26 protein-coding genes are annotated in these 21,857 nt (G+C 35.7%); 17 read left to right on the plus strand and 9 right to left on the minus strand.

What is annotated here, in order from left to right; translation table 11 throughout:
• Nucleotides 1-49: 49 nt before the first annotated feature.
• A complete protein-coding gene (locus ABEG11_RS15895) occupies nt 50-454 on the plus strand; it encodes an acyl-CoA thioesterase (RefSeq protein WP_348825164.1) in 405 nt (134 codons plus the stop codon).
• Nucleotides 455-484: 30 nt separating this feature from the next.
• Here ABEG11_RS15895 and ABEG11_RS15900 read toward each other — a convergent pair whose 3' ends face one another.
• The 3 genes from ABEG11_RS15900 to ribD all read right to left on the minus strand — a co-directional run bounded on the left by ABEG11_RS15900 (nt 485) and on the right by ribD (nt 2,874).
• Entirely contained in the window at nt 485-1,108 is a 624-nt protein-coding gene (locus ABEG11_RS15900) for an IMPACT family protein (RefSeq protein ID WP_348825165.1), read from the minus strand.
• 124 nt (nt 1,109-1,232) lie between these two features.
• Nucleotides 1,233-1,838, minus strand: coding sequence for an HAD family hydrolase (locus ABEG11_RS15905; protein WP_348825166.1), 606 nt, complete (start codon nt 1,836-1,838; stop codon nt 1,233-1,235).
• Nucleotides 1,831-2,874: a bifunctional diaminohydroxyphosphoribosylaminopyrimidine deaminase/5-amino-6-(5-phosphoribosylamino)uracil reductase RibD gene (ribD, locus tag ABEG11_RS15910; protein ID WP_348825167.1), complete on the minus strand. Its 1,044-nt coding sequence runs from the start codon at nt 2,872-2,874 to the stop codon at nt 1,831-1,833. The genes ABEG11_RS15905 and ribD overlap by 8 nt, the downstream gene beginning before the upstream one ends.
• 105 nt (nt 2,875-2,979) lie before the next feature.
• Between ribD and ABEG11_RS15915 the strand changes: the two genes are divergently transcribed.
• On the plus strand, nt 2,980-3,471 hold the full coding sequence (locus ABEG11_RS15915) for a GNAT family N-acetyltransferase (RefSeq protein WP_348825168.1): 492 nt from the start codon (nt 2,980-2,982) through the stop codon (nt 3,469-3,471).
• A gap of 77 nt (nt 3,472-3,548) precedes the next feature.
• Nucleotides 3,549-4,406 (plus strand): peptide chain release factor N(5)-glutamine methyltransferase, encoded by an 858-nt coding sequence (gene prmC, locus ABEG11_RS15920; protein ID WP_348825169.1) that lies wholly within the window; start codon nt 3,549-3,551, stop codon nt 4,404-4,406.
• A gap of 34 nt (nt 4,407-4,440) precedes the next feature.
• Here prmC and ABEG11_RS15925 read toward each other — a convergent pair whose 3' ends face one another.
• On the minus strand, nt 4,441-4,800 hold the full coding sequence (locus ABEG11_RS15925) for a four helix bundle protein (RefSeq protein WP_348825170.1): 360 nt from the start codon (nt 4,798-4,800) through the stop codon (nt 4,441-4,443).
• 109 nt (nt 4,801-4,909) lie between these two features.
• Nucleotides 4,910-6,154, minus strand: a complete 1,245-nt coding sequence (locus ABEG11_RS15930; protein WP_348825171.1) for an ABC transporter permease — start codon at nt 6,152-6,154, stop codon at nt 4,910-4,912.
• A gap of 265 nt (nt 6,155-6,419) precedes the next feature.
• On the opposite strand from ABEG11_RS15930, the gene hisS reads away from it, so the two are divergent.
• A complete protein-coding gene (gene hisS, locus ABEG11_RS15935) occupies nt 6,420-7,790 on the plus strand; it encodes a histidine--tRNA ligase (RefSeq protein WP_348825172.1) in 1,371 nt (456 codons plus the stop codon).
• An 84-nt stretch (nt 7,791-7,874) separates the two neighbouring features.
• Here the strand turns inward: hisS and ABEG11_RS15940 are convergent, their stop codons facing one another.
• Nucleotides 7,875-8,567, minus strand: coding sequence for a carboxylesterase family protein (locus ABEG11_RS15940; protein ID WP_348825173.1), 693 nt, complete (start codon nt 8,565-8,567; stop codon nt 7,875-7,877).
• A 250-nt stretch (nt 8,568-8,817) separates the two neighbouring features.
• On the opposite strand from ABEG11_RS15940, the gene ABEG11_RS15945 reads away from it, so the two are divergent.
• A complete protein-coding gene (locus tag ABEG11_RS15945; protein ID WP_348825174.1) occupies nt 8,818-9,933 on the plus strand; it encodes a PQQ-dependent sugar dehydrogenase in 1,116 nt (371 codons plus the stop codon).
• Between the two features lie 71 nt (nt 9,934-10,004).
• Nucleotides 10,005-10,457, plus strand: a complete 453-nt coding sequence (locus ABEG11_RS15950; protein WP_348825175.1) for a c-type cytochrome — start codon at nt 10,005-10,007, stop codon at nt 10,455-10,457.
• 42 nt (nt 10,458-10,499) lie between these two features.
• Here the strand turns inward: ABEG11_RS15950 and ABEG11_RS15955 are convergent, their stop codons facing one another.
• The gene (locus ABEG11_RS15955; RefSeq protein WP_348825176.1) at nt 10,500-11,009 is read right to left on the minus strand and encodes a DUF456 domain-containing protein; all 510 of its coding nucleotides are present in this window, start codon (nt 11,007-11,009) and stop codon (nt 10,500-10,502) included.
• Between the two features lie 113 nt (nt 11,010-11,122).
• On the opposite strand from ABEG11_RS15955, the gene ABEG11_RS15960 reads away from it, so the two are divergent.
• Nucleotides 11,123-11,599, plus strand: coding sequence for a hypothetical protein (locus ABEG11_RS15960; RefSeq protein ID WP_348825177.1), 477 nt, complete (start codon nt 11,123-11,125; stop codon nt 11,597-11,599).
• Between the two features lie 206 nt (nt 11,600-11,805).
• Here ABEG11_RS15960 and ABEG11_RS15965 read toward each other — a convergent pair whose 3' ends face one another.
• Complete coding sequence (locus ABEG11_RS15965) at nt 11,806-12,903, minus strand: glycosyltransferase family 2 protein (protein ID WP_348825178.1); 1,098 nt, start codon at nt 12,901-12,903, stop codon at nt 11,806-11,808.
• Entirely contained in the window at nt 12,900-13,844 is a 945-nt protein-coding gene (locus ABEG11_RS15970; protein ID WP_348825179.1) for a hypothetical protein, read from the minus strand. Before ABEG11_RS15970 ends, ABEG11_RS15965 begins: the two co-directional genes overlap by 4 nt.
• 67 nt (nt 13,845-13,911) lie before the next feature.
• On the opposite strand from ABEG11_RS15970, the gene ABEG11_RS15975 reads away from it, so the two are divergent.
• The 10 genes from ABEG11_RS15975 to ABEG11_RS16020 all read left to right on the plus strand — a co-directional run bounded on the left by ABEG11_RS15975 (nt 13,912) and on the right by ABEG11_RS16020 (nt 21,853).
• Nucleotides 13,912-14,334 carry a DUF1003 domain-containing protein gene (locus ABEG11_RS15975; protein WP_348825180.1) on the plus strand — a complete coding sequence of 141 codons (423 nt, stop codon included), beginning with the start codon at nt 13,912-13,914 and terminating at the stop codon, nt 14,332-14,334.
• Nucleotides 14,335-14,343: 9 nt separating this feature from the next.
• Nucleotides 14,344-14,898, plus strand: coding sequence for a crossover junction endodeoxyribonuclease RuvC (ruvC, locus tag ABEG11_RS15980; protein ID WP_348825181.1), 555 nt, complete (start codon nt 14,344-14,346; stop codon nt 14,896-14,898).
• A gap of 32 nt (nt 14,899-14,930) precedes the next feature.
• Nucleotides 14,931-15,800 carry a hypothetical protein gene (locus ABEG11_RS15985; protein ID WP_348825182.1) on the plus strand — a complete coding sequence of 290 codons (870 nt, stop codon included), beginning with the start codon at nt 14,931-14,933 and terminating at the stop codon, nt 15,798-15,800.
• A 97-nt stretch (nt 15,801-15,897) separates the two neighbouring features.
• Entirely contained in the window at nt 15,898-17,034 is a 1,137-nt protein-coding gene (gene hemW / locus ABEG11_RS15990; protein ID WP_348825183.1) for a radical SAM family heme chaperone HemW, read from the plus strand.
• Nucleotides 17,035-17,079: 45 nt separating this feature from the next.
• On the plus strand, nt 17,080-17,535 hold the full coding sequence (locus tag ABEG11_RS15995; RefSeq protein WP_348825184.1) for a DUF3291 domain-containing protein: 456 nt from the start codon (nt 17,080-17,082) through the stop codon (nt 17,533-17,535).
• 4 nt (nt 17,536-17,539) lie between these two features.
• The gene (locus ABEG11_RS16000) at nt 17,540-18,313 is read left to right on the plus strand and encodes a cyclase family protein (protein WP_348825185.1); all 774 of its coding nucleotides are present in this window, start codon (nt 17,540-17,542) and stop codon (nt 18,311-18,313) included.
• Nucleotides 18,314-18,341: 28 nt separating this feature from the next.
• A complete protein-coding gene (locus ABEG11_RS16005) occupies nt 18,342-18,740 on the plus strand; it encodes a GNAT family N-acetyltransferase (RefSeq protein ID WP_348825186.1) in 399 nt (132 codons plus the stop codon).
• Nucleotides 18,740-19,108 carry an MmcQ/YjbR family DNA-binding protein gene (locus tag ABEG11_RS16010; protein WP_348825200.1) on the plus strand — a complete coding sequence of 123 codons (369 nt, stop codon included), beginning with the start codon at nt 18,740-18,742 and terminating at the stop codon, nt 19,106-19,108. The genes ABEG11_RS16005 and ABEG11_RS16010 overlap by 1 nt, the downstream gene beginning before the upstream one ends.
• A gap of 84 nt (nt 19,109-19,192) precedes the next feature.
• On the plus strand, nt 19,193-19,897 hold the full coding sequence (locus ABEG11_RS16015; protein ID WP_348825187.1) for a PH domain-containing protein: 705 nt from the start codon (nt 19,193-19,195) through the stop codon (nt 19,895-19,897).
• Between the two features lie 261 nt (nt 19,898-20,158).
• Nucleotides 20,159-21,853 (plus strand): alkaline phosphatase D family protein, encoded by a 1,695-nt coding sequence (locus ABEG11_RS16020; protein ID WP_348825188.1) that lies wholly within the window; start codon nt 20,159-20,161, stop codon nt 21,851-21,853.
• Nucleotides 21,854-21,857 lie beyond the last annotated feature (4 nt).

The following is a 21,857-nucleotide window of genomic DNA, read 5'->3' on the forward strand; positions in this document are numbered from 1 at the left end:
AAATTATTGTAAGAAGCTTTTTTGAGTTTAAATTTTTAATGCAAAATTAATGAAAGATCATCAAATTCAAATCCGTGTGCGTTACTCCGAAACGGATCAAATGGGCGTTGTTTATCACGGAAATTATATTCCCTATTTTGAGATAGGAAGAGTCGAATGGCTTAGAAACAAAGGGATTTCATATAAAAGCATGGAGGAAAGCGGTATTGGTCTCCCAATCGTGAACATGAATATCAGCTATAAAAAATCAGCTAGATATGATGAGCTGTTAACGGTGCATACGGTTTTCAAAAGTCAGACGTCTGTCAAGATTGAATTTGATTGTGCTATTTATAATGAAGCGAAAGAGTTATTAACAACTGCCCAATTTTTGCTGGTTTTTGTGTCTTTAAAAACGGGCAGGCCAACCGCTCCTCCGTCTTACATTTTGGAACTATTAAAATCCTTTGAATAATAATCAGAATGTGTTCTTTTTTATGAGAATTTACAGTTTTTTTATGTCAATTTCAAACAATGAATTAAAAGTGTCGAATATCATTTCGGCATTTTTTTTTCTGGTTTTTATCACAAATTTTCCAATTGGCAAATTCGTTTCTTCATTTATTTCCATTTCCTGATTTACAATATCCAGCTTTTTTTCTTTGATTACACGCATCACTTTATTCATGTTTTTATAATCGAATGAAATCTGAAAAGAAATATCAATGGTTTTTTCAATTATCTCACAAGTTTCCAGTGTCATTTGTGCCGAAGTCCTGTAAGCAGTTATCAAACCGCCAACGCCTAATTTTATTCCTCCATAAATCCGGACTACAACTACAAGAACGTTAGTTAGTCCAAAAGATTGTATCTGGCCATAAATTGGTGTTCCCGCCGTATTGCTGGGTTCTCCATCATCGTTGGCTCTGTATTGAATGGTTTCGGTTCCAATTTGATAGGCGTAGCAGTAATGAACAGCGTGGGGGTGCTTCTTTTTTAAGACTTCGATAATAGGTTTTACTTCTTCTTCGGATTCGATTGGGAAAGCATAGCCAAAGAATTTGCTGCTTTTTTCTTTAAATAGAGTTTCTTCAGAAGAAAATGCAATAGTGTTATAGGTATCTTTCATTTGTCAATGACAATATCAATATCAAAAAGTCAATATCAATTTAAAATTTAGGAATATGCGGCTATTATATTAGTTTTTCGTTTTTTTTCATTGTTATTGCCATTGCAATTGATTTTTGCCATTTCTATTGAATGATTTTTTTATCAAATAAATGAACAACGTCTTCTTCTCCTACTTGTAAATTCCAAATTTGAAGACCAAGTGCCGCCGCGGCATCTGTATTTTCTTTTTTGTCATCTATAAATAAGGTTTGTTTGGCCTGCAGTCCATGCTGTTCGAGTACAAAGCTGTATACATCAGGATTGGGTTTCCGCATTCCAATTTCAAAAGAGAAATATACTTTTTCAAAACATTGGTAAAAATCGCTGTAAAACGAAGCTCCCGTTTTTTGTTCGAAAGTTTCTATGTGAATCGCATCGGTATTGCTCAATAGAAACAAGCGGTACTTTTGCGAAAGCATTTGAAGAAATTCCAATCTGTATAATGGGAAGTCGGCTAATATGGAATTCCACGCTGCACGGATATCTTCAATCGAAGCATCGTTAGTGTGTTTTTGAATTCCAGATAAAAAATCATCACCCGAAATTGCGCCTACTTCATATTGTAAATTCAATTGGTTTAAATCTTCGTTCCAATGGGGTATGCCAAGATTTTTTAAACCGTCTAAAGTTGCCTGTTTGTCCAGATTGATAAATACATCTCCAAAATCAAAAATAATAGCATTAATCATGGTTTCTAATTATTGTAAGTTCGTCTTTTTCAATTAAATGTTTTTCGGAACCTGTTTTTGGCAGTAAAGGAGCTTTGATTCCTTTGTCTAATGTAGTTTTTCCTGTAAAAATTCGAGCTTCGTTCCAAAGATCAGCATCGATAAAGGTCTGTAAGGTCTGTAGTCCGCCTTCTATAATAACCGATTGAATGTTTTGTCGGTATAATGAATCAACGATTTGTTCGGCTATATTCTGTTTAAAATCAATTACTTCAAAGGTAGTGTTTTCTTCCGAGATGGCGTTTTCAGAATTCGTAAAGACAATCGTTTTTAACTGATTATCAAAAACAGCATTCTCTTTCGGAATGCGATTATTTTGATCCAATACAATTCGGACTGGATTGTTTCCCTGCCAGTCTCGGGCATTCAGTTTTGGATTATCATCGATTACGGTTTGCGTTCCTGCCAAAACAGCCTGTTCTTCAGTACGCCATTTGTGTGTCAGTTGTCGCGAATATTGATTGCTGATCCAAACTGGTTTTTTCTCGCTTTTTTCTAAAGGAGCAATAAAGCCATCCTGACTTTGCGCCCACTTTAATATAATGTATGGTTTTTTCTTTTGATGAAAAGTAAAAAAACGCTTGTTTAACTCATTGCATTCCTCTTCCAGAACTCCAGCAGTAACATGAATTCCCGCTTCAATTAATTTTTTTATACCCTTTCCTGAAACTTCGCTGAAAGGATCTACGGTACCAATGACCACATTTGGGATTTTGTTTTTTATGATTAAATCAGAGCATGGAGGAGTTTTTCCAAAGTGGCTGCAAGGTTCCAAGCTGACGTAGATAGTCGCTTTTGATAATAATGATTTGTCTTGGACAGAGTTTACGGCATTTACCTCGGCATGAGGCTCGCCAGCTTTTTTGTGCCAGCCTTCGCCTATGATTTTGTCTTCATAAACAATGACGCTTCCAACCATAGGATTTGGGTAAGTGGTTCCAAGACCGTTTTTGGCCAGAGCGATGCAGCGGCTCATGTATTTTTCATGTATCTTCACCTTGCAAAAATAGTGATTTTGAAATTAGGATTTAGTTTGAAAGTTTGGATGTTTTACCAATGACAATGGTTATTTTTGTGGTTTAAAATTAAAAATGCAGCTATAATGAACAATTGGATTATCAGAAAAATACAAAAAGAAGACAATCAGCAGGTTGCTCAATTAATAAGAGATGTTTTTGATGAATTGAATATTCCAAAGACAGGAACTGCTTACGAAGATCCTTATCTCGATTTCATGTTTGAAGAGTATAGCAAGCCAAGATCTGTTTATTATGTGGTGGAAAGTGAAGGGAAAATCTTTGGTTGTGCTGGAATTGCTCAACTTGCAAATGAAGCCGAAACTTTTTGCGAATTACAAAAAATGTATTTTCTTCCAGAAATCCGAGGAAAGGGAATAGGCAGTAAAATGATGGAGCAATGTTTGCAAAGTGCCCGTGATTTTGGTTTCGAAAAGTGTTATCTGGAAACAATGCCTTTTATGAATGATGCTCAAAAACTGTATAAAAAATCGGGTTTCGAAAATATCTGCTCGTCAATGGGGAGCACTGGGCATACAAGCTGTCCAGTCTGGATGCTTAAAGATTTAAGATTGTAGATTTTTGATTAACGATATTTGATTTCAGATTTAAGACTGAAATCTAAAAAATAAGATTTGCGAATTTGCGGTAGATTATGAAAATAAAAGAATATAGAGCTCAATTTATTGAAACTCTTACTCCGATTTATGATGAAGGTGAAGCGGAGAGTTTTTTCTATTTGATTTTAGAAAAAAAACAGCAGCTGAAAAGGATTGATTTGGCTCTGCATCCCAATTTGATATTTTCTGAAGAAGAAATTGCTGTCTGGAATTTAATTTTAGAACAATTGAAATTGGAAATCCCTATTCAGTATTTGCTTGGGAAAACCAGTTTTTATGGATTGGATTTCGAAGTCAATGAAAATGTCTTGATTCCAAGACCTGAGACAGAAGAATTGGTAGATTGGATTTTAGAAAGTCAAAAGCCGAAAGCCGAAAGTCAAAATCTGAAAATTCTGGATATTGGAACGGGAAGTGGCTGTATTGCTATTTCGTTGGCAAAAAACATTCCAAATGCTCAGGTTTTTGCTCTTGATGTTTCTGAAAAAGCTTTGGCAACAGCCAAAAAAAATGCAGTCCGCAACGAAGTAAATATTACGTTTCTTCATCAAAGTATTCTGGAAACAGCAGATTTAGGTCGAGAGTTTGATATTATTGTTTCAAATCCGCCCTACGTGCGACATCTTGAAAAAGAGGAAATCAGGAAAAATGTTTTGGACAATGAACCGCATCTGGCACTTTTTGTTGAAGACGATGATGCTTTGATTTTTTATAGAAAAATATCCGAATTGGCTCAGAAGAACTTATCAGATTCTGGAGAATTGTATTTTGAAATCAATCAGTATTTAGGAAAAGAAATGGTTGATTTATTGGAAGCAATGAATTTTAAGAATATTGAATTGAGGAAAGATATTTATGGAAATGACAGGATGATGAAGGCAGATTTCAGATAACAGGTTGCAGATAGCAGAAAACAGTTCTCAGAATTTAATTGAACTTGTCAGGATTGGACATCATGTAATTTAATAATTTTCCAATTTCTATACTTTTTGAAGTTAAGCCATCAAAATTTTCTTGATTGATATATCCACAAGCCAAAGAATATTCTAACCAAGATTGAGTTTCTGAGTTTTCGGCGTCACTATCCGTTAGCTTGGAAATGAAATGATTTACATATCTTCTCTTTCTGGTCGCTTCAGCAATATTTACAGAAACACTTCTTGAAGAACGCCTAATTTGATCTGTTAAAGAATATTTTTCTTCTGGTGGAAAGTTTTTCGTTAAATGATAGATAGACATTGCTAATTCAAATGATTTCTTGTAGGCTAATAAATCTTGAAATCTCATAGTGTCTTGAAAGTTATTAGTTTTTTTATTATATCAGTAATCTACTTAATCTGCCTTCTGAATACTGTTTTTGCCTGCCTTCTGCTATCTAAAATCTGCTATCTGAAACCTACTCATAACGCAACGCCTCAATGGGATCCAGATTTGCCGATTTCACCGAAGGATATAATCCAGAAACCACAGCTACTATAAAACTGGTAATTACAGCTGCCATAATTGCTCCCCACGGAATAACAAAAGCAAAGTCCATAGCACTCGAAATCGCAAAACCTATCAGAATTCCAAAAATAATCCCTACAAAGCCCCCTATTTGGCCAATCAGTAATGTTTCAATAAAAAACTGAAAGGCAATAGTAGTTTTTTTGGCACCCAAAGCTTTTCTGACTCCAATTTCTCTCGTACGTTCCGTTACCGAAACAATCATGATATTCATCAAGGCAATTGATGATCCTAAGATTGTAATAATTCCGATAAGCCAAGAGGCGATACCCAAATATTGTGTGATGCTCAATATTCTATTTATTAAATCGTCACTTCGTACAATTCCAAAATTATTGTCTTTTACTGGACTCAGTTTCCGGATTCTGCGCATGGTGCTTATAGCATAGTCAGTCGCTTGGCTTAATAATTCTTTTTTGCCTACCATAACACTGACAGAATAATTAATGTTTGGAGCAGTAAATAACGAACGGGCAACTTGTATAGGAATTAAAACTCTTAAATCCTGACTGTTTCCAAAGGTCGATCCTTTCTCCTTCAGCATGCCAATCACCTTGAATTTTGCACCTCGTATGGAAATCGTTTTGCCAATAGGGTTTACATCCTTAAGGATTCCTTTTGCAAAATCAGATCCCAATACACAAACATAAGCGTTGTTCGAAATGTCAAAATTGGTAAAATTTCTTCCCGAACTGGTTTCTAGGCCGGAGTTGCCTAAAAAATGATCATCAACACCCAAAACATTTATTTCAGGGTCTGTTTTTAAACTCTCATATCTCACTTCGGCAGTCGATGTGGCGGTAAAAGATAATGACGTTTCGGTCATTGGGTAGTTGTATTTGTTCTTGAAAGCCACCGCTTCGGGATAGGAAATAATAGGGTTTATAATTTCGCGTTCATCGCCACCACGGCGTCGGGAGGTGTTTTCATATTGATTAATGTTAAAAGTATTGGCTCCCATCGAAGCAAAATCCGATGATAATGTGTTCTCGAGTGCTGACACCACGGTCAGGATTCCAACCAAAGCCGTTATACCAATAGCAATAATCATCACCGTCAAAATGGTTCGCAATAATTGGGTTCGGATAGAGCCAAATGCAATTCTGATATTTTCCTTAAATAATTTTAGCATCATGAGTGTTTGACACCAAAATACAATTTTTGTTACAAATATAATTTGCGAAATAATACTATTTTTTAAGGAGCTATTTATTTCGTCAATTCGCTTCGCTAGCATTTCGTTATTGAAGAAGTTTAAATTAAAAGTTGAAATTTTCAAACGGAATTATTTTAAAAGTAGGATATTTGCAGAATTATTTAAAAAGGATGTTTTTGGATTTAGTTAATTTTTATCTGAATCCAAGAATCTAATAAATCTGAAAATCTAACAATATAAATAAATGGCTTCAAAACCAAGCATTCCAAAAGGAACCAGAGATTTTTCACCTGCCGAGGTGGCAAAAAGACAATACATTATCCAGATCATCAAAAATAATTTTGAAAAATTTGGATTTCAGCCTATAGAAACTCCTTCATTCGAAAATTCCGATACCTTGATGGGAAAATATGGAGAAGAAGGCGATCGATTGATTTTTAAGATATTAAATTCTGGGGATTATTTGGCTAAAGCCAATGAAACTCACTTGGAAGCCAAAGACAGTACACGATTAACATCAAGTATTTCCGAAAAAGCGTTGCGTTACGATTTAACTGTTCCATTTGCCCGCTACGTAGTACAGCATCAAAACGACATCGAATTTCCATTCAAAAGATACCAGATTCAGCCTGTTTGGCGTGCCGACCGTCCGCAGAAAGGCCGTTTCAGGGAATTTTTCCAATGTGATGCCGATGTGGTAGGTTCAAAATCGCTGTGGCAAGAAGTAGAGTTAGTACAATTGTATGATTCTGTTTTTACCGCTTTGGGATTGCAGGGAGTTACAGTTAAAATCAATAACCGAAAAATACTTTCCGGAATTGCCGAAGTCATTGGTGCATCTGATAAATTGATTGATTTTACGGTAGCTCTTGATAAACTTGATAAAATAGGCGAGGATGGCGTAAAGAAAGAAATGATCGAAAAAGGAATTTCCGAAGAAGCGATTGTTAAGGTTCAACCTTTATTTAACTTCACGGGAACCATTTCGGAGAAAATTGAAAAACTTTCCGTTTTATTGTCTTCTTCAGCCGAAGGATTAAAAGGGGTAGAAGAACTGCGTTTCATTTGTGATAACGTATTGAATTTAGGATTGTCTACTGCCAATTTGGATTTGGATGTAACATTGGCAAGAGGATTAAATTATTATACAGGAGCCATTTTTGAAGTTGCAGCTCCAAAAACCGTTTCAATGGGATCCATTGGTGGTGGTGGTCGCTATGATGACCTTACAGGTATTTTTGGATTAAAAAATATGAGCGGAGTAGGAATCTCTTTTGGGCTTGACCGCATTTATCTGGTTATCGAAGAGTTAGGATTGTTTCCAGAAGCGGTTACTTCTGCTTCGAAAGCTTTGTTCATTAACTATGGCGAAAAAGAAGCTTTCTATTCGATGAAAGCCATAAAGGAACTGCGCGCCGATGGAATAAAAGTAGAATTATATCCAGACAATGCTAAAGTTGCCAAACAGTTCCAGCATGCTGACAAACGACTTATACCTTACGCAGTAATTGTAGGAGGCGAAGAAATGAATGAAAATCAATTCAGCTTGAAAAACCTGGTTTCTGGTGAACAGAAAAAAGTGAATTTGGAAGAACTTAAGGCTGCCTTGAAATAAAACAAAATATAAAACACGAATTCCGCTGATTGTCACAATTATTGGTGATAATCAGCGGAATCCGTATTTTTAAAACTGAATTTTTTATGGGAGGAATTTTGTTTTTTCGAGCATCCACTTATAAATTTTATCTTCTCTGAAATAATGTTCAACACTGCCATGGTTGCCTCCTTTGACTATCGTAAAAGTAAGGTTCGCTTCAGGATTGCAGGTCTGGATGGCTTTGACCATTTTTTTAGACTCCGAAAGCGGAACAATATAATCTCTATTACCGTGTATAACCCACATTGGAATCTTTGCCAGATTGCAGGCATCTTTTACATTACCGCCTCCGCAAATAGCTACTGCTGCTGTAATTTTATCAGGATATTTGCCTGCAAAATCGAATGTTCCGTAACCGCCCAGGCTCATGCCGCATACATACACTTTAGTCAAATCAGTATTGTAATTATTTTGCACATACTCCAAAAGTTTTAAAAGTTTGTCTGGATTCCAGGCTCCGTGTGCAGTTTGTGGTGCAATGACAATAGCGGGAATTTCTTTTCCGGTTTCAATAGCACGGAGTATTCCATATCGTTTTACCCGATTCAAGTTTGTTCCTGAAAGGCTTTTGCCATGTAAAAACAAGATTACAGGGGCTTTGTTATCTAAGACTTCCTGTTTAGGCAAATTAATCCAGAAAGGATAGTCAGTTTGATCGGTTATGGCTTTTAATTGGGCTTGTGCTGTAGTAATAGTGCAGATAATAAGCAGGTAAAATAAATGTGAAAGGCGCATTATTGTTTTATTGTAGGTTTGAAATTGGATGGCAAATTAAGTTTTTTAATCAAGAGGGTCAATTTTTTTCGGCTTTTGATAGCTGAAAAAATGATTGGTGTTTTTTAAGTCGTTATGAATCATGTGAATATGTTTTATAAAAATTACCGCAGTAATCTTTTTAATAGCCGGATCTTATAGCCTAGATGCGTGAATTAATTGTTAAAAACCAGCCTGTAGAAACTTTATTTATTATTTTTATTAAAAAAAGATGGTCAAAATCACACTCTTGATTTGCGCTTTTATAAGTTTAAGCTGTCAGGGACAACAGGTAAATCCAAATGATATTCCTCTTCAGGAAGAAGTGAAAAACTATATTCTTGAAACCGTTATTGATGGTATCAGTAATCCTTGGGGAATGGCATTTCTTCCAGATGGATCAATACTGGTAACCGAAAAAAGCGGCATATTATATCATGTAAGGAACAATGTAAAAACCGAAGTCAAAAATGTTCCAGCTGTTTACAGCCGTGGACAGGGAGGTTTGCTCGATATAGTATTGCATCCAAATTATGCTAAGAACGGCTGGATTTATATTACCTATTCCAGCAAAGAAACAGAGGGAAGCAATACCAGATTAATTCGTGCAAAACTTGAAAACGAAAGCTTAACACAAATTGAATCTTTATATAAATGCGAACCTAACACAACTAAAAGCCATCATTTTGGTTCACGGATTGTTTTTGATAATCAAGGCTACCTTTATTTTTCGGCGGGAGAAAGAGGTGATCATTTTGTGAATCCACAGGACATTACTCGTGATAACGGAAAAATTTACCGATTGAATGATGATGGCAGCATACCAAAAGACAATCCTTTTGCTGGACAGCCCAAAGCTAAGGAAGCTATTTACTCATATGGACATCGTAATCCACAGGGATTAGTAAAAAATCCCATTACGGGAGCTATTTGGGAACATGAACATGGACCACAAGGAGGTGATGAAATCAATATTATAAAAAAAGGGGCTAATTATGGCTGGCCTGTAGTAACATACGGCATTGACTATGATAACACGGTTATAAGCAAAGAAAAACAAAAGGCTGGTATTGAAGATCCTCTGTATTACTGGATTCCATCAATTGCTCCTAGCGGGATGACTTTTGTAACGGGTAAGAAATACCCCGAATGGAAAGGCGCGCTTCTTGTGGGGTCTTTAAAATTCCAGTACCTGGAGTTGCTTAAATTAGATGGAAATAAAGTTATTGGAAGACAAAAAATAGCTGCCAATATTGGCAGATTGCGCAATGTAATTCAAGGGCCTGATGGCTATATTTACATTGGTGTAGAGGGAAAAGGAATCTTGAAAATTGTCCCTGACAAGTAAATTACAACGTTGCAATTATCAATCTTTTCATAGAGATTTATTTCAGTATTAAGTAATTTAAAACATTATCGATGATTACAAAAGTCAGTAATATTCCTCTGTTAGTTTTGTGCGGGCTGTTTTTTTTAAATACAGTATCTATAAAATCAAATCCCAATCTAAATTACATTGTGATAACAGACCAGCAGACTCCTTTGCAGGAAAGCATGGCAAGAGGAAAGGAGCTGTATGCTGAATTTTGTATCCAATGCCATTTAGCTGCAGGAAAAGGGAATGGCGATATTGTACCGCCTTTAGACAATTCCGACTGGCTGAATAAGAAAAAAACAGAGAGTATTCACGCTATAAAGTATGGGCAGACGGGGGAGATAATTGTCAATTCAAAGAGATACAATGGCACTATGCCCCAAATGGGTTTAAGCAATGAAGAAGTCGCAGATGTGATGAATTATATCTGTAATTCCTGGAGTAATAAACAAAATAAGATGATTACAGCAGAAGAGGTGGCCTTGGTAAAGCCATAATGCGGGCATTTAACAGGGTTCAGCTTTGTCCAGCCTAAAATTTTAGGATAGTTTCAATAAAGCGCCGCTATTTTGCCACACTATCCAAAGAAACAATCCCAAGTACATCATACATACCACAAATTTCATAAAAGAAGAAGCCAGAAAACCGAGCAGAGACCCAGTTGCTGCTTTCAAGGCACGCTGATGATCTTTGCTGTCATGTATCAGTTCGCCAATAAAAGCGCCGGCAAATGGACCTATAATAAAACCAAAAGGAATTGGAGCAAAAATTCCAATAATCAAGCCAATATTAGTCCCCCAGATGCCATAGGAACTTCCGCCAAATTTCTTGGTTCCCTTGGCTGGAATAATATAATCCAAAATGCTTAGCGCAATTGTAATCAATAACGAAATACCCAATACCCAATAATTAATGGGAACCGCATTTGTCAGGTAAAGCAACAGAATTCCAGCCCAGCTTATGCTTGGACCAGGCAAAACTGGAAGGAAACTCCCAAAAATTCCAACTATTACACAAATAAAGCCCAAAAACAAAAGCAGGATATCCATAAAAATATTTTTAGTAATTTTGAATTCGAAAATACGTCATTGTATTCACTGCACGAATATGAGAAAAATAATTGTATTTTTATAAAATAGTAGTCCCATTCAAAAAATAAGCCTTGAAGCAGTATTTCCTTTTTTTAGTTTTTATATTTTTTAATTCCTGTCAGTACTTTGACAAGGAGGTTCCTTCCGAAAAAGAATTGCTGCAAAAGGAGTTGAAAGCGATTAATTGGAAAGAAGTAGACGAGTATCCCTCAATGGTAGACTGTGATAAAATTGAAGATAAAAAACAGCGCCAGCAATGTTTTTTTGAGATTTTAACGCAGCTGATACAAGAGAAATTAAGCAATGACACCCTATCGATGCTCTATCCAGAGCTGGATACTATCGAAGTAAAAGTGACCGTTTTTCCAAATGCCACTATGAAGTTCGAGCCACAATTTCCTAGAGATTCGGTGGCTTATGATAAAGTAAAAATAGACAGCATCCTCAAAGCTCGTTTGATAGATTTTCCTAAAATTAATCCCGCAATAAAGAGGGGAATTCCAGTAAAAACCCAGTTTATCCTTCCAGTAATTTTAAAGGTGGAGTAGAATAGATTTCAGATTTCATCATAAATTTTCAACTTGAGTATTGTTTAAATAAAGAGCTATTTCCAGCTGTACACTATATCTGTTGTCCCGAACCCCGGGACAACAGGATGCCGTTCCCATCTGGGCTAGGGCATTCGTTCTTATAACAAGATTTGCGTAATAACATTAAGAATATTGAGAAACATCTAAAATCTGCAATCTGAAGTCTAAAATCTTCTCCCTTTCCATTCGTATTTACCAAATAAGGAATACAAAGCCACAGCAGTACTGAAAAACGGATACCACAAACTGCTTAAAAGCAGATAACGGATTGTATGTTTCGTTAAAAATTCATTTGTCTGTTTTATTAGAATTGTATCAATTCCGAACTTGATCAGGAAGAGAATCCCAATAAAAAAACAAGGAAACATCCCCAGAAAAGTCAATACAAAACAATAAACAAAACCGAAATTCATCAGAAAGACAATCAGTCCCAGTCTTTTCCCAAAAAGACTTTGATAAGAAGTGGTTTTGGAAGCCCAGCGCACGCGCTGGAAAAACAATGATTTCCAGTCACTGACGGGTTTTGTGGTGACAATGGTATTTTTCGATTTTAGGTAAGCCACTTTTTCAGGGTATTCGGTTATGGCTTTTTGCAGCAGAAAAACATCGTCACCGCTTGCAATCGCATTATTGCCTTCAAAGCCGTTTAATTTTTGAAAAAACGATCTGGTGTAGGCAAAATTAGCTCCGTTACACATAAATCCTTTATTGATCCCAAAACTGCCAATAGTTGCGCCTTGCAGACTCGCCAAATCCAATTGCTGAAAATGATGCAAAAAAGAATTTTGACAATTATAAGTAACCGCACCCGCAATCATTGAAACATGATGCAGCTGAATAAAATTATCCAATGCCAAGAGCCAATTTTCAGGCACTGCACAATCGGCATCGGTGGTGATAACCCAATCGGTTTTCACTATTTCCATAGCCGTTGTAATAGCATCTTTTTTGGGAGAATTTGAAACTCGAATATTATTTAGAGTATTAATCTTAAATCTGTAGTCTGCAATCTGCAATCTTTCATCTGATTCATCATCAACCAAAATCACTTCAAATAAATCAGTGGGGTAGTTCAGTTTTGAGAAACTTTCCAATAAAACTGGCAAATTTTCTTCTTCATTCCTGAAAGGAACAATAATGCTGAAGCTGGTTTTTGGCGTTGAGCCAATATATTCAAATCGGTTTATCATAGTAAAACCATAAATGAGCCAGCTTACAGCAAGCACATAAATGATTGTTATGCCTAATAAAAACAGAATCATAATGCCGTTTTGGGTTTGAAATTCAATACATAATAGCTTCCCCAAATAACGGGTAAAACTACGTTCAGCAACCACATCAGCGTGGAAACAAAGACAACCACCCATTCATTTACCCCCAATATTCCGAAGAAATACACAGCTACGCTTCCTTTTACGGCAAAATCCAAAAATTGAAAAGTAGGCAGAGCCGAAGCCAAAAAGTAAACACTTGTAATCACCGACATCAAAATGAGATAAGGTAAATCGACATCAAAGGCCAGAAACAGGAAATAGTATTGATGGGAAAAAACCAAATAACGTAAAATAGCCAAAAGCATATTTTTTTGATGAATCGATTTTGGGATTTCGTTGATTTTATGAATCAGTTTTTCAATTGAATAACCTTTGACAGTTACTTTTTTCGAAAAAAATAAAACTGCAAAAAGCAAAAAGCAGATTCCAAAAAGGATGGTAATCGATTTTTGAGTAATCACATTGTATTGCGCATTGAAATACAGCAGTCCAAAAACTCCAAAAATAACAGTCAGGATCATTTGGATTCCGTTACAGATCAGGTTCAAAAACACTATTTTTTTAGTTTCCTTTTTATCAAAATACAGTGCTTTTCCTGCGTATTCGCCCACGCCGTTTGGTGTAAATAAACCCGCTGTAAGTCCTGCGAGAACTTGTTTAACTGCTTCGCCCAAAGAAATCGGCCGAAGATAGGAAACCAAATATTTCCATTTTAAAATCTCAAATAAACGGTTGAGGACACTCAAAAGCAGTATAAAAACTATTCCAGTAACCGATTGATTTTTATGAAACAGGACTAAAAATTTTTGCCAGTCCAGTTTGTCGTTATTCGCCAGCTGGCTGTAAATAAAATAAAATGCCCCGCCTACAATCAAAAGTTTGACTAGAAGTACGAGGAATTGCTTAGTTTTGTGTGGTATTGAAATCATACCGCAAAGTAAAGGAAAACTAGTATATAAGATAGCACAGAGATTCATAAAACTAAACTCTTCAAAAATGAGCAATAACAAAACATGGCACGAAAAGCACAAAGATGAATTAGGCTTTGGCAGCCGTTTGGCCGATTGGGTCGCCAATGGAATGGGGTCTTGGCGGTTTATAATTCTTCAGACCGTTTTTGTAATAATCTGGATGGGATTGAATCTTGTTGGTTATGCATATCATTGGGATGCTTATCCTTTTATATTATTGAATCTTCTTTTCTCGACTCAGGCAGCTTATGCAGCACCTATTATTATGATGTCGCAAAACAGGCAGAGCGAACGAGACAGGGTTCAGGCACAATCGGATTATCAGACAAATGTGGATGCAAAGCTGGAAATTGAAGCTTTGGCAATTCGATTGGATAAAATTGAAACCGAAAAATTGGATAAAATAATTAAGTTGCTGGAAGAAATGGAAAGTAATTCGGCTAAATAAAAACATACTTTGACAAAAGAACGCATTATATTAGGAATAGATCCAGGAACCACGATTATGGGTTTCGGACTGATAAAAGTTGTCAACAAGAAAATGGAATTTCTGCAGCTCAACGAACTGCAATTGTCCAAATACGATAATCATTATCAAAAACTGAGAATCATTTTTGAACGAACTATCGAATTGATAGATACTCACAATCCAGACGAGATAGCGATTGAGGCGCCTTTCTTTGGCAAAAATGTGCAATCGATGCTAAAGCTTGGAAGGGCACAAGGCGTGGCAATGGCAGCGGGACTTTCCAGAGATATTCCTATCACAGAATACGAACCAAAAAAAATAAAAATGGCCATTACCGGAAACGGAAATGCGAGCAAGGAACAAGTGGCCAAAATGCTCCAGCAATTATTGGGATTGAAAGAATTACCTAAAAATCTGGATTCCACAGATGGATTGGCAGCAGCGGTTTGTCATTTTTTTAATTCGGGTAAAATTGTCGCTGGCAAAAGTTATTCTGGCTGGGATGCTTTTGTGAAACAAAACGAGGATAAAATAAGAAAATAGTTATATTTGTAAAATAACTTAACCTTTTAATAATGACAAAAATTAAATTTATTGCCTTTATTCTATTTTCTGCAATTTTCGCATCTTGTTCTTCTGGAGATGATACTAATGAAAATACTGAGAACCCATCTGCTACAGGCTCCTTTGACTTCGTTTATAATAACGAAACAAAAAAAGTTAATTCATGGGAAGCTAAAAAAATGGATGATTACATGCAGGTTAAAGGCTTAACATCCGATGGAATTGTAGTTAATTTTGTGTTTAATGTTTATGGCAATCTGTACGGGGCAAATACTTTTGGTGCATCAGCTGGAAGCCCTGTAATTACGCATGAAGCCTCGGAAGTTTTTACCTCCAACACTTTTACTTTTACCTTGGAAGAGCTGAATACAGCCAATAAAACGGTGAAAGTAAAATTTTCTGGTAAAATGTATATCGATGGATATGATACAGAATCTGATTTTATAGCAGTTAGTGGTTCATTTAATGTGCCGTATGTAAATGCAACCCCGGATATTCCAGGATTAGGAACTTCTGCAAAATTTAATGGTGTAAGCTGGCATGGTATGGCATTGGACAGCTCTACTACATGGTCGACTCAAATTACAACGCTGAATGTTCAGAATGATGGAGAATACAGTTTAGGCATCGTTTTCCCGAAAGGAGATTTAAAAACAGGTACTTTTTCTTTTACAGGCAATGATTTTTCTAATGGGATTTCTTTGGAAAAAGTTGATGTATCAACAGGTGAATTTGTGGAGTATAATGTTGCTGGTACAATAACTTACACAACTGTAGCTGATAATTATGTGGAAGGCACTTTTAGCCTGACGGCAACTCATCCTGATAATGATTCAAAAATTGTAATTACTGAAGGAAAGTTTAAAGAGATGACTAAATAACACTGTTTTTAAACATACAATAAAATAAATTAAAAGATATTTTTTAATTTAAATAGAAATTATTCAAGAGCAAGATTTAACTTGCTCTTTTTTTATTATGTCAGGAATCTATATACACATACCATTCTGCAAGCAGGCTTGCCATTACTGCGATTTTCATTTTTCGACTTCGATGAAGAAGAAAGAGGAAATGGTTTTGGCTATTGCCAAAGAAATACAAATGCGTAAAAACGAGTTTAAAGATGAGGTTGTAGAAACCATTTATTTTGGCGGAGGAACGCCCAGCAGATTGAAGATTGCAGATTTGAGATTGCAGATGGATACTATTTACAAGAATTATTCAGTTGTCCAAAATCCTGAAATTACCCTTGAAGCGAATCCAGATGATTTGTCTGAAGAATATTTGATTGAACTTTCAAAAATCGGGATTAACCGTTTAAGCATCGGGATTCAATCTTTTTTTGAAGATGATTTAAAGATGATGAATCGCGCCCATAATTCGGCAGAAGCTCAAAAATGTCTGGAATTAGCCACTAAATATTTTGACAATATTTCGCTCGATCTGATTTATGGAATTCCAGGAATGAGTAATGAAATGTGGAAACAGAATATTGAAACCGCTTTGAGTTTCGGCATTCCCCATATTTCGAGTTACGCTTTGACGGTCGAACCCAAAACAGCCTTGAGTAAACTTATTCAAACAGGAAAAATAACCAAGCCTAACGACGAACAAGCTCAGGAACATTTCTCGATTCTGGTTGAAACACTGGAAAGGAATGATTTTATACATTATGAACTGTCTAATTTTGGAAAGGAAAACTATTTTTCCAAAAACAATTCGGCTTATTGGTTAGGAAAAAAATATTTAGGAATCGGTCCTTCAGCCCATAGTTATGACGGCGTTTCCCGAAGCTGGAATATTTCGAATAATTCACTTTATTTAAAATCGATTCAGGAAGATAAACTGCCTAATGAAATTGAAATTTTGTCTATTTCTGACCGTTACAACGAATATATTATGACTGGTCTTCGGACTATTTGGGGTGTTTCTTTGGATAGAATTGAAGCAGAATTTGGGATTAAATATCTGGATTATTTGCAAAAACAGACTCAGAAATATCTAGGTGATGATTTGCTTTCGATTGAAAACAATATTTTGAAACCTACGTCAAAAGGAAAATTCTTGACTGATGGAATTGCATCAGATTTATTTTATTTAAATTTAGAGGTTTAACCGCAAGATTCACAAAGTTATAATTTTCAAATAAAGAATAAAAAAATGACAGAATATCAGCTTGCAGAAATAAATATTGCTAGAATGAAAGGCGTTAATATTGACGACCCAATCATGAAAGAATTTGTAGATAATTTGGGGAAAGTTAATGAAATTGCCGAGAATAGTGAGGGATTTGTTTGGCGGTTAAAAGATGAAGACAACAATGCGGTCAATTTTAATCCGTACAATGATGAGCAGATAATTGTAAATTATTCTATTTGGGAGAACATCGAAACCTTGGAACATTATATGTATAAAACCTTTCATTCGGAGTTTTTAAAACGCAGAAAAGAATGGTTTCAGACTTTTGGGCAGGTTTCTACAGCAATGTGGTGGATAAAAAAAGGCGAAATTCCGGACATTACCGAAGCTATGGAAAAACTGGATTATTTGCAAAAAAATGGTGCTTCCGAAATGGTTTTTAACTTTAGGAAAAAATTTCCTAAACCACTTTATTAGTTTTATGAAAGCTGTAATTGAACATAACAATCAAACTATTGTAGTTGATTTGTCAAAACCCATTGATATTTCTATTCCGTTGACGAATACCGACGAAAATCCTATTGCTTGGTATATCGAAAAACCTGTGATTGAACCTGTTGTTTCAGGAGATTGGATAGGTAAGGTTTCCGAAGGAAAATCATCAACAAACTTCAATAATATTTCCTTCAATCCGCATGGGCATGGTACGCATACCGAATGTCTCGGGCATATTACAAGGGAGTTTTACAGTGTCAATCAATCGCTGAAACAGTTTTTCTTTTTGGCAGAATTGGTTTCGGTGGTACCGGAAATGATGGGGGAGGATTTGGTAATAACACGAAATCAGATTAAAAATGTATTAGGTATTAAAAGTTCCGAAGCGATAATTATCAGGACATTGCCGAATTTTAAAATAAAGAAATCATTAAAATATTCGAATACGAATCCGCCTTATCTGGCCGAAGATGCGGCGCATTTCATTCGCGAAAGCGGTATCAAACATTTGCTGATTGATTTGCCGAGTGTGGACAAAGAGCATGACGAAGGAAAACTATTGGCACATAAAGCTTTTTGGAAAGTAAAGGATATTAATGTTTTAAATCACGATGCGCGATTGGACTGCACAATTACCGAAATGATTTTTGTTCCTGATGAAATCGAAGACGGCAGTTACTTGCTGAATCTGCAGATTGCTTCGTTTGAAAATGATGCGAGTCCGAGTAAACCTGTTTTATACAAAATAGAAGATTTTTGAGTTTACTGAATATTTAAATTAATCACTGATGATAACCGTTTCGACTGATAAAGAAAAACTGAATGTTCCTTTTATACAAAATTTTCTGAAAGATATTTATTGGGCAGCAGGAAGAACAATTGAGGAAGTACAGCAAACAATTGATGCTTCAGTTTGTTTTGGTATTTATCTGGATGAGGTCCAGATTGGGTTTGCCCGAGTCATTACTGATTATGTCGTTTTTGCTTACCTGATGGATGTTTTTATAACCGAAGAGCATAGAGGAAAAGGATATTCTTTGGTTTTAATAAATGCAATGATGAAAGAACCGCGGCTGCAGGAAGTAAAAATATGGCGATTGGCAACATCAGACGCTCATTTTTTATATGAGAAATTTGGTTTTAAAGCTCTAGCTCACCCAGAAAAAATGATGGAAAAAATAATATGATGAATCTAGAAACCTATTACGAATATTGCCTTTCCAAGAAAGGAGTTACAGAGCATTTCCCTTTTGATGAAGATACTCTGGTATTTAAAGTGGGAGGCAAGATGTTTGCCTTATCCTCTTTACTGCAGTGGGAAAAAGGAAATCCTTCAGTGAATCTTAAATGCGATCCTGAGCGCGCACAAGAACTGCGTGCCGAGTACGATGCGATTGAACCCGGATACCACATGAGTAAAGTGCATTGGAACACAATCGCCGTGAATCAGGATGTGCCTGATGTCCTGCTGAAAGAACTGATAGATCATTCCTATGAGTTGGTTTTTAAAAGTTTAACCAAGAAAATACAGAACGAAATTATTAACTTGAGCTAAAAATTTACCAAATAGACAAAGTAATTTAGAAAAATAGCACTTACTTTTGTTGAAAATATTTCAGACACTTTCAAATAAAAAAATATGATTGATAATCTTAAAAAATTCCTGAACGAGGAACAAGATCCAAAAGCCATCGAAAAAATCACTTCAAAGCTGAATGATTTATTGATGAAAAATGAAGAAGTTGGTTATATTGCGGTTCAGAAAAAACCAGCAATTACTGTTTTTCCAGATAGTATTGTGGTAACCAATAAAAGAATTATTATCTGCCAGCCCAAAAATATGGGGCTTTCAATGAATTTTACCGATTTTACCTGGGACGAAATCGAAACCACTTTTATGAAAGAGAATATTCTAGGTTCTGAATTTTCATTTTCAACCAAAACCCAGATTCAGGTTTCCATCGATTATATTCCAAAAATCCAGGCTAGAAAAATTGCCACATTTGCCAAAGAGCAATTGGATATTTTGAAAAATGGTGCAAATACTGCCGCTCCAGCATCAGTAATTACCGAAGAAATCGCTCCAGAATTGATTCAGGAATCAGAGCTGATTGAAGAAATGGAAACAGAAGAAGTAACTGATTTTGCCGAAATAATGCCGGTTGTTTCTAATCATGCTGAGCCTTTTGCAGAAAGTATAGCTGGTGGTGAAAAAATAAACAGCGGATTATCACAGGACGAACTTTTTGCAAAGCTGCAGAATTATAAAAAACTCCTTGATAACGGTTTGATTATGCAGGGTGAATATGATGCCTTCAAAAAAGAGATTTTGAGCCAGATGTAATTATAGCCGAAATCCTTAAAGAGAAAAGTCTTAAAGTCAGAAGTTAATTTCTTTCGACTTTAAGACTTTTCTCTTTATGGCTTATAGCGTTTTCATTTGCTTTTCAATAAAACTATTGGATTGCTTTACAAGTGACAGTCTGGTTATAAAAAATACTGAAAAAGCAATGAACCATGCTGTTAGTTTTTTGATGTTATCATAAAGCTTTATTAACGTCTGTTTTTCTTGTTGTCCTAATTTTATAGAAAATTAAGACACAATATGGAAACACCTAAAAACAGCAGAAGACAGTTCATTCGAAACACATTATTAGTAACAGGAGCAGTAATTTTAGCTCCAAATTTTATCAGCTGCAATGATGATGATAACAATGATGATGATAAAATTAACGTGAGTGATTATGCCAGAATAAATTTTGATCAGGGAGTCGCCAGTTTTGATCCTTCAAAATCAAAGGTAATCATATGGACAAGATACAATAGTCCTGGCAAGTTAATTCTTTGGGAGGTTTCTAAAGATATTGAGTTTAATAAAATACTTAGAAAAGGAACTATTACCACTGAGATTTCAAGAGACAATACTATTGCCATAGAGCTGACAGAACTTGAGGAAAATCAAAAATTGTATTACCGTTTCAGTAATAAAGAGGACAAAGCCATATCGGTTATTGGAGAGACAATTACTTTCCCGGAAAATGCCTCTAGTGTAAAGTTAGCGGTTTGTTCCTGTTCAAATTACCAGGCAGGTCTTTTTAATGTTTACAATGCTATGGCAAAATCTGATGCTGATGTTATTGTACATTTAGGAGATTATTTTTATGAATATGAAGCTGGCGGCTATGGGTCAAATGCCCAAAATGCTTCCTTAAACCGCTTTCACAAGCCAGCCCATGAAATCCTTACATTAGAGGATTACAGAACTCGTTACAAACAGTATAGATCTGATACAGATTTGCAGTTAGCTCATCAAAAAAAACCTTTTATATGTGTTTGGGATGATCACGAAGTTGCAAATGATGCTTATAAAGATGGAGCAGAGAATCATTCAGCAGATGAAGAAAGTTATGAAGCCAGAAAAACCTATGCCTTGCAAGCTTACAGCGAATTTTTACCATTTTCAAGGCTGGAAGCCAATAACCAAAGTCTTATTTACAGAAATTTTAATTTAGGAAATTTGGTAAATCTTACCATGTTAGATACCAGGATTATTGGCAGGGATAAACAATTAAACATTAATGAGTACATGACTGCTTCTGGTTTTAATGCTGTTAAATATCAAGCAGATATTACAAATCCATCAAGAACTTTATTAGGAAGTACTCAGCGTAATTGGTTAACGCAGATAGTAAATTCAAATACGGCTAAATGGCAGGTATTGGGACAGCAGGTGTTGATGGCCAGAATGTATGTTCCTGCAGAAATGTTAACTGCTTTTGGATCACCAGATTTCACTTCAATTTTAACAGAGCTGGTTACAATAAAAATAAGACAGCAAAAAAATGACCCAACACTAACTCCACAGGACATTGCTAGAGTTACTACTGTATTGCCTTATAATTTAGACGCTTGGGATGGATATCCTGTAGATCGTGAAGTGATGTATAATGCATTTGGCAATAAAAAAATCATTACACTTGCCGGTGATACTCACAATGCCTGGAGCAGTAAATTGACAAAACAAGACAAAACAGAAATAGGTATAGAGCTGGCAACGCCTGGAATAAGTTCTCCTGGTTTCGAAGTATATTTAGGAAATCCAACTCCACAGACTCTTACCGCTTTTGAAGGTGCTTTGACAACTTTGATTGATGATCTAGATTATTTTGATGCTTCCCGCAGAGGTTTCATTTTGACAACTTTCACCAATAGTAATGTGAAAGCAGAATGGGTATTTGTAAATACTATTTTGTCCTCATCATATACGGCATCAATTGGACATACTGTAGTTTATTCTTAATGAT

The sequence above is a fragment of the Flavobacterium aestuarii genome, from assembly GCF_040049115.1.
In the GTDB taxonomy this organism is placed as follows: Bacteria; Bacteroidota; Bacteroidia; order Flavobacteriales; family Flavobacteriaceae; genus Flavobacterium; species Flavobacterium aestuarii.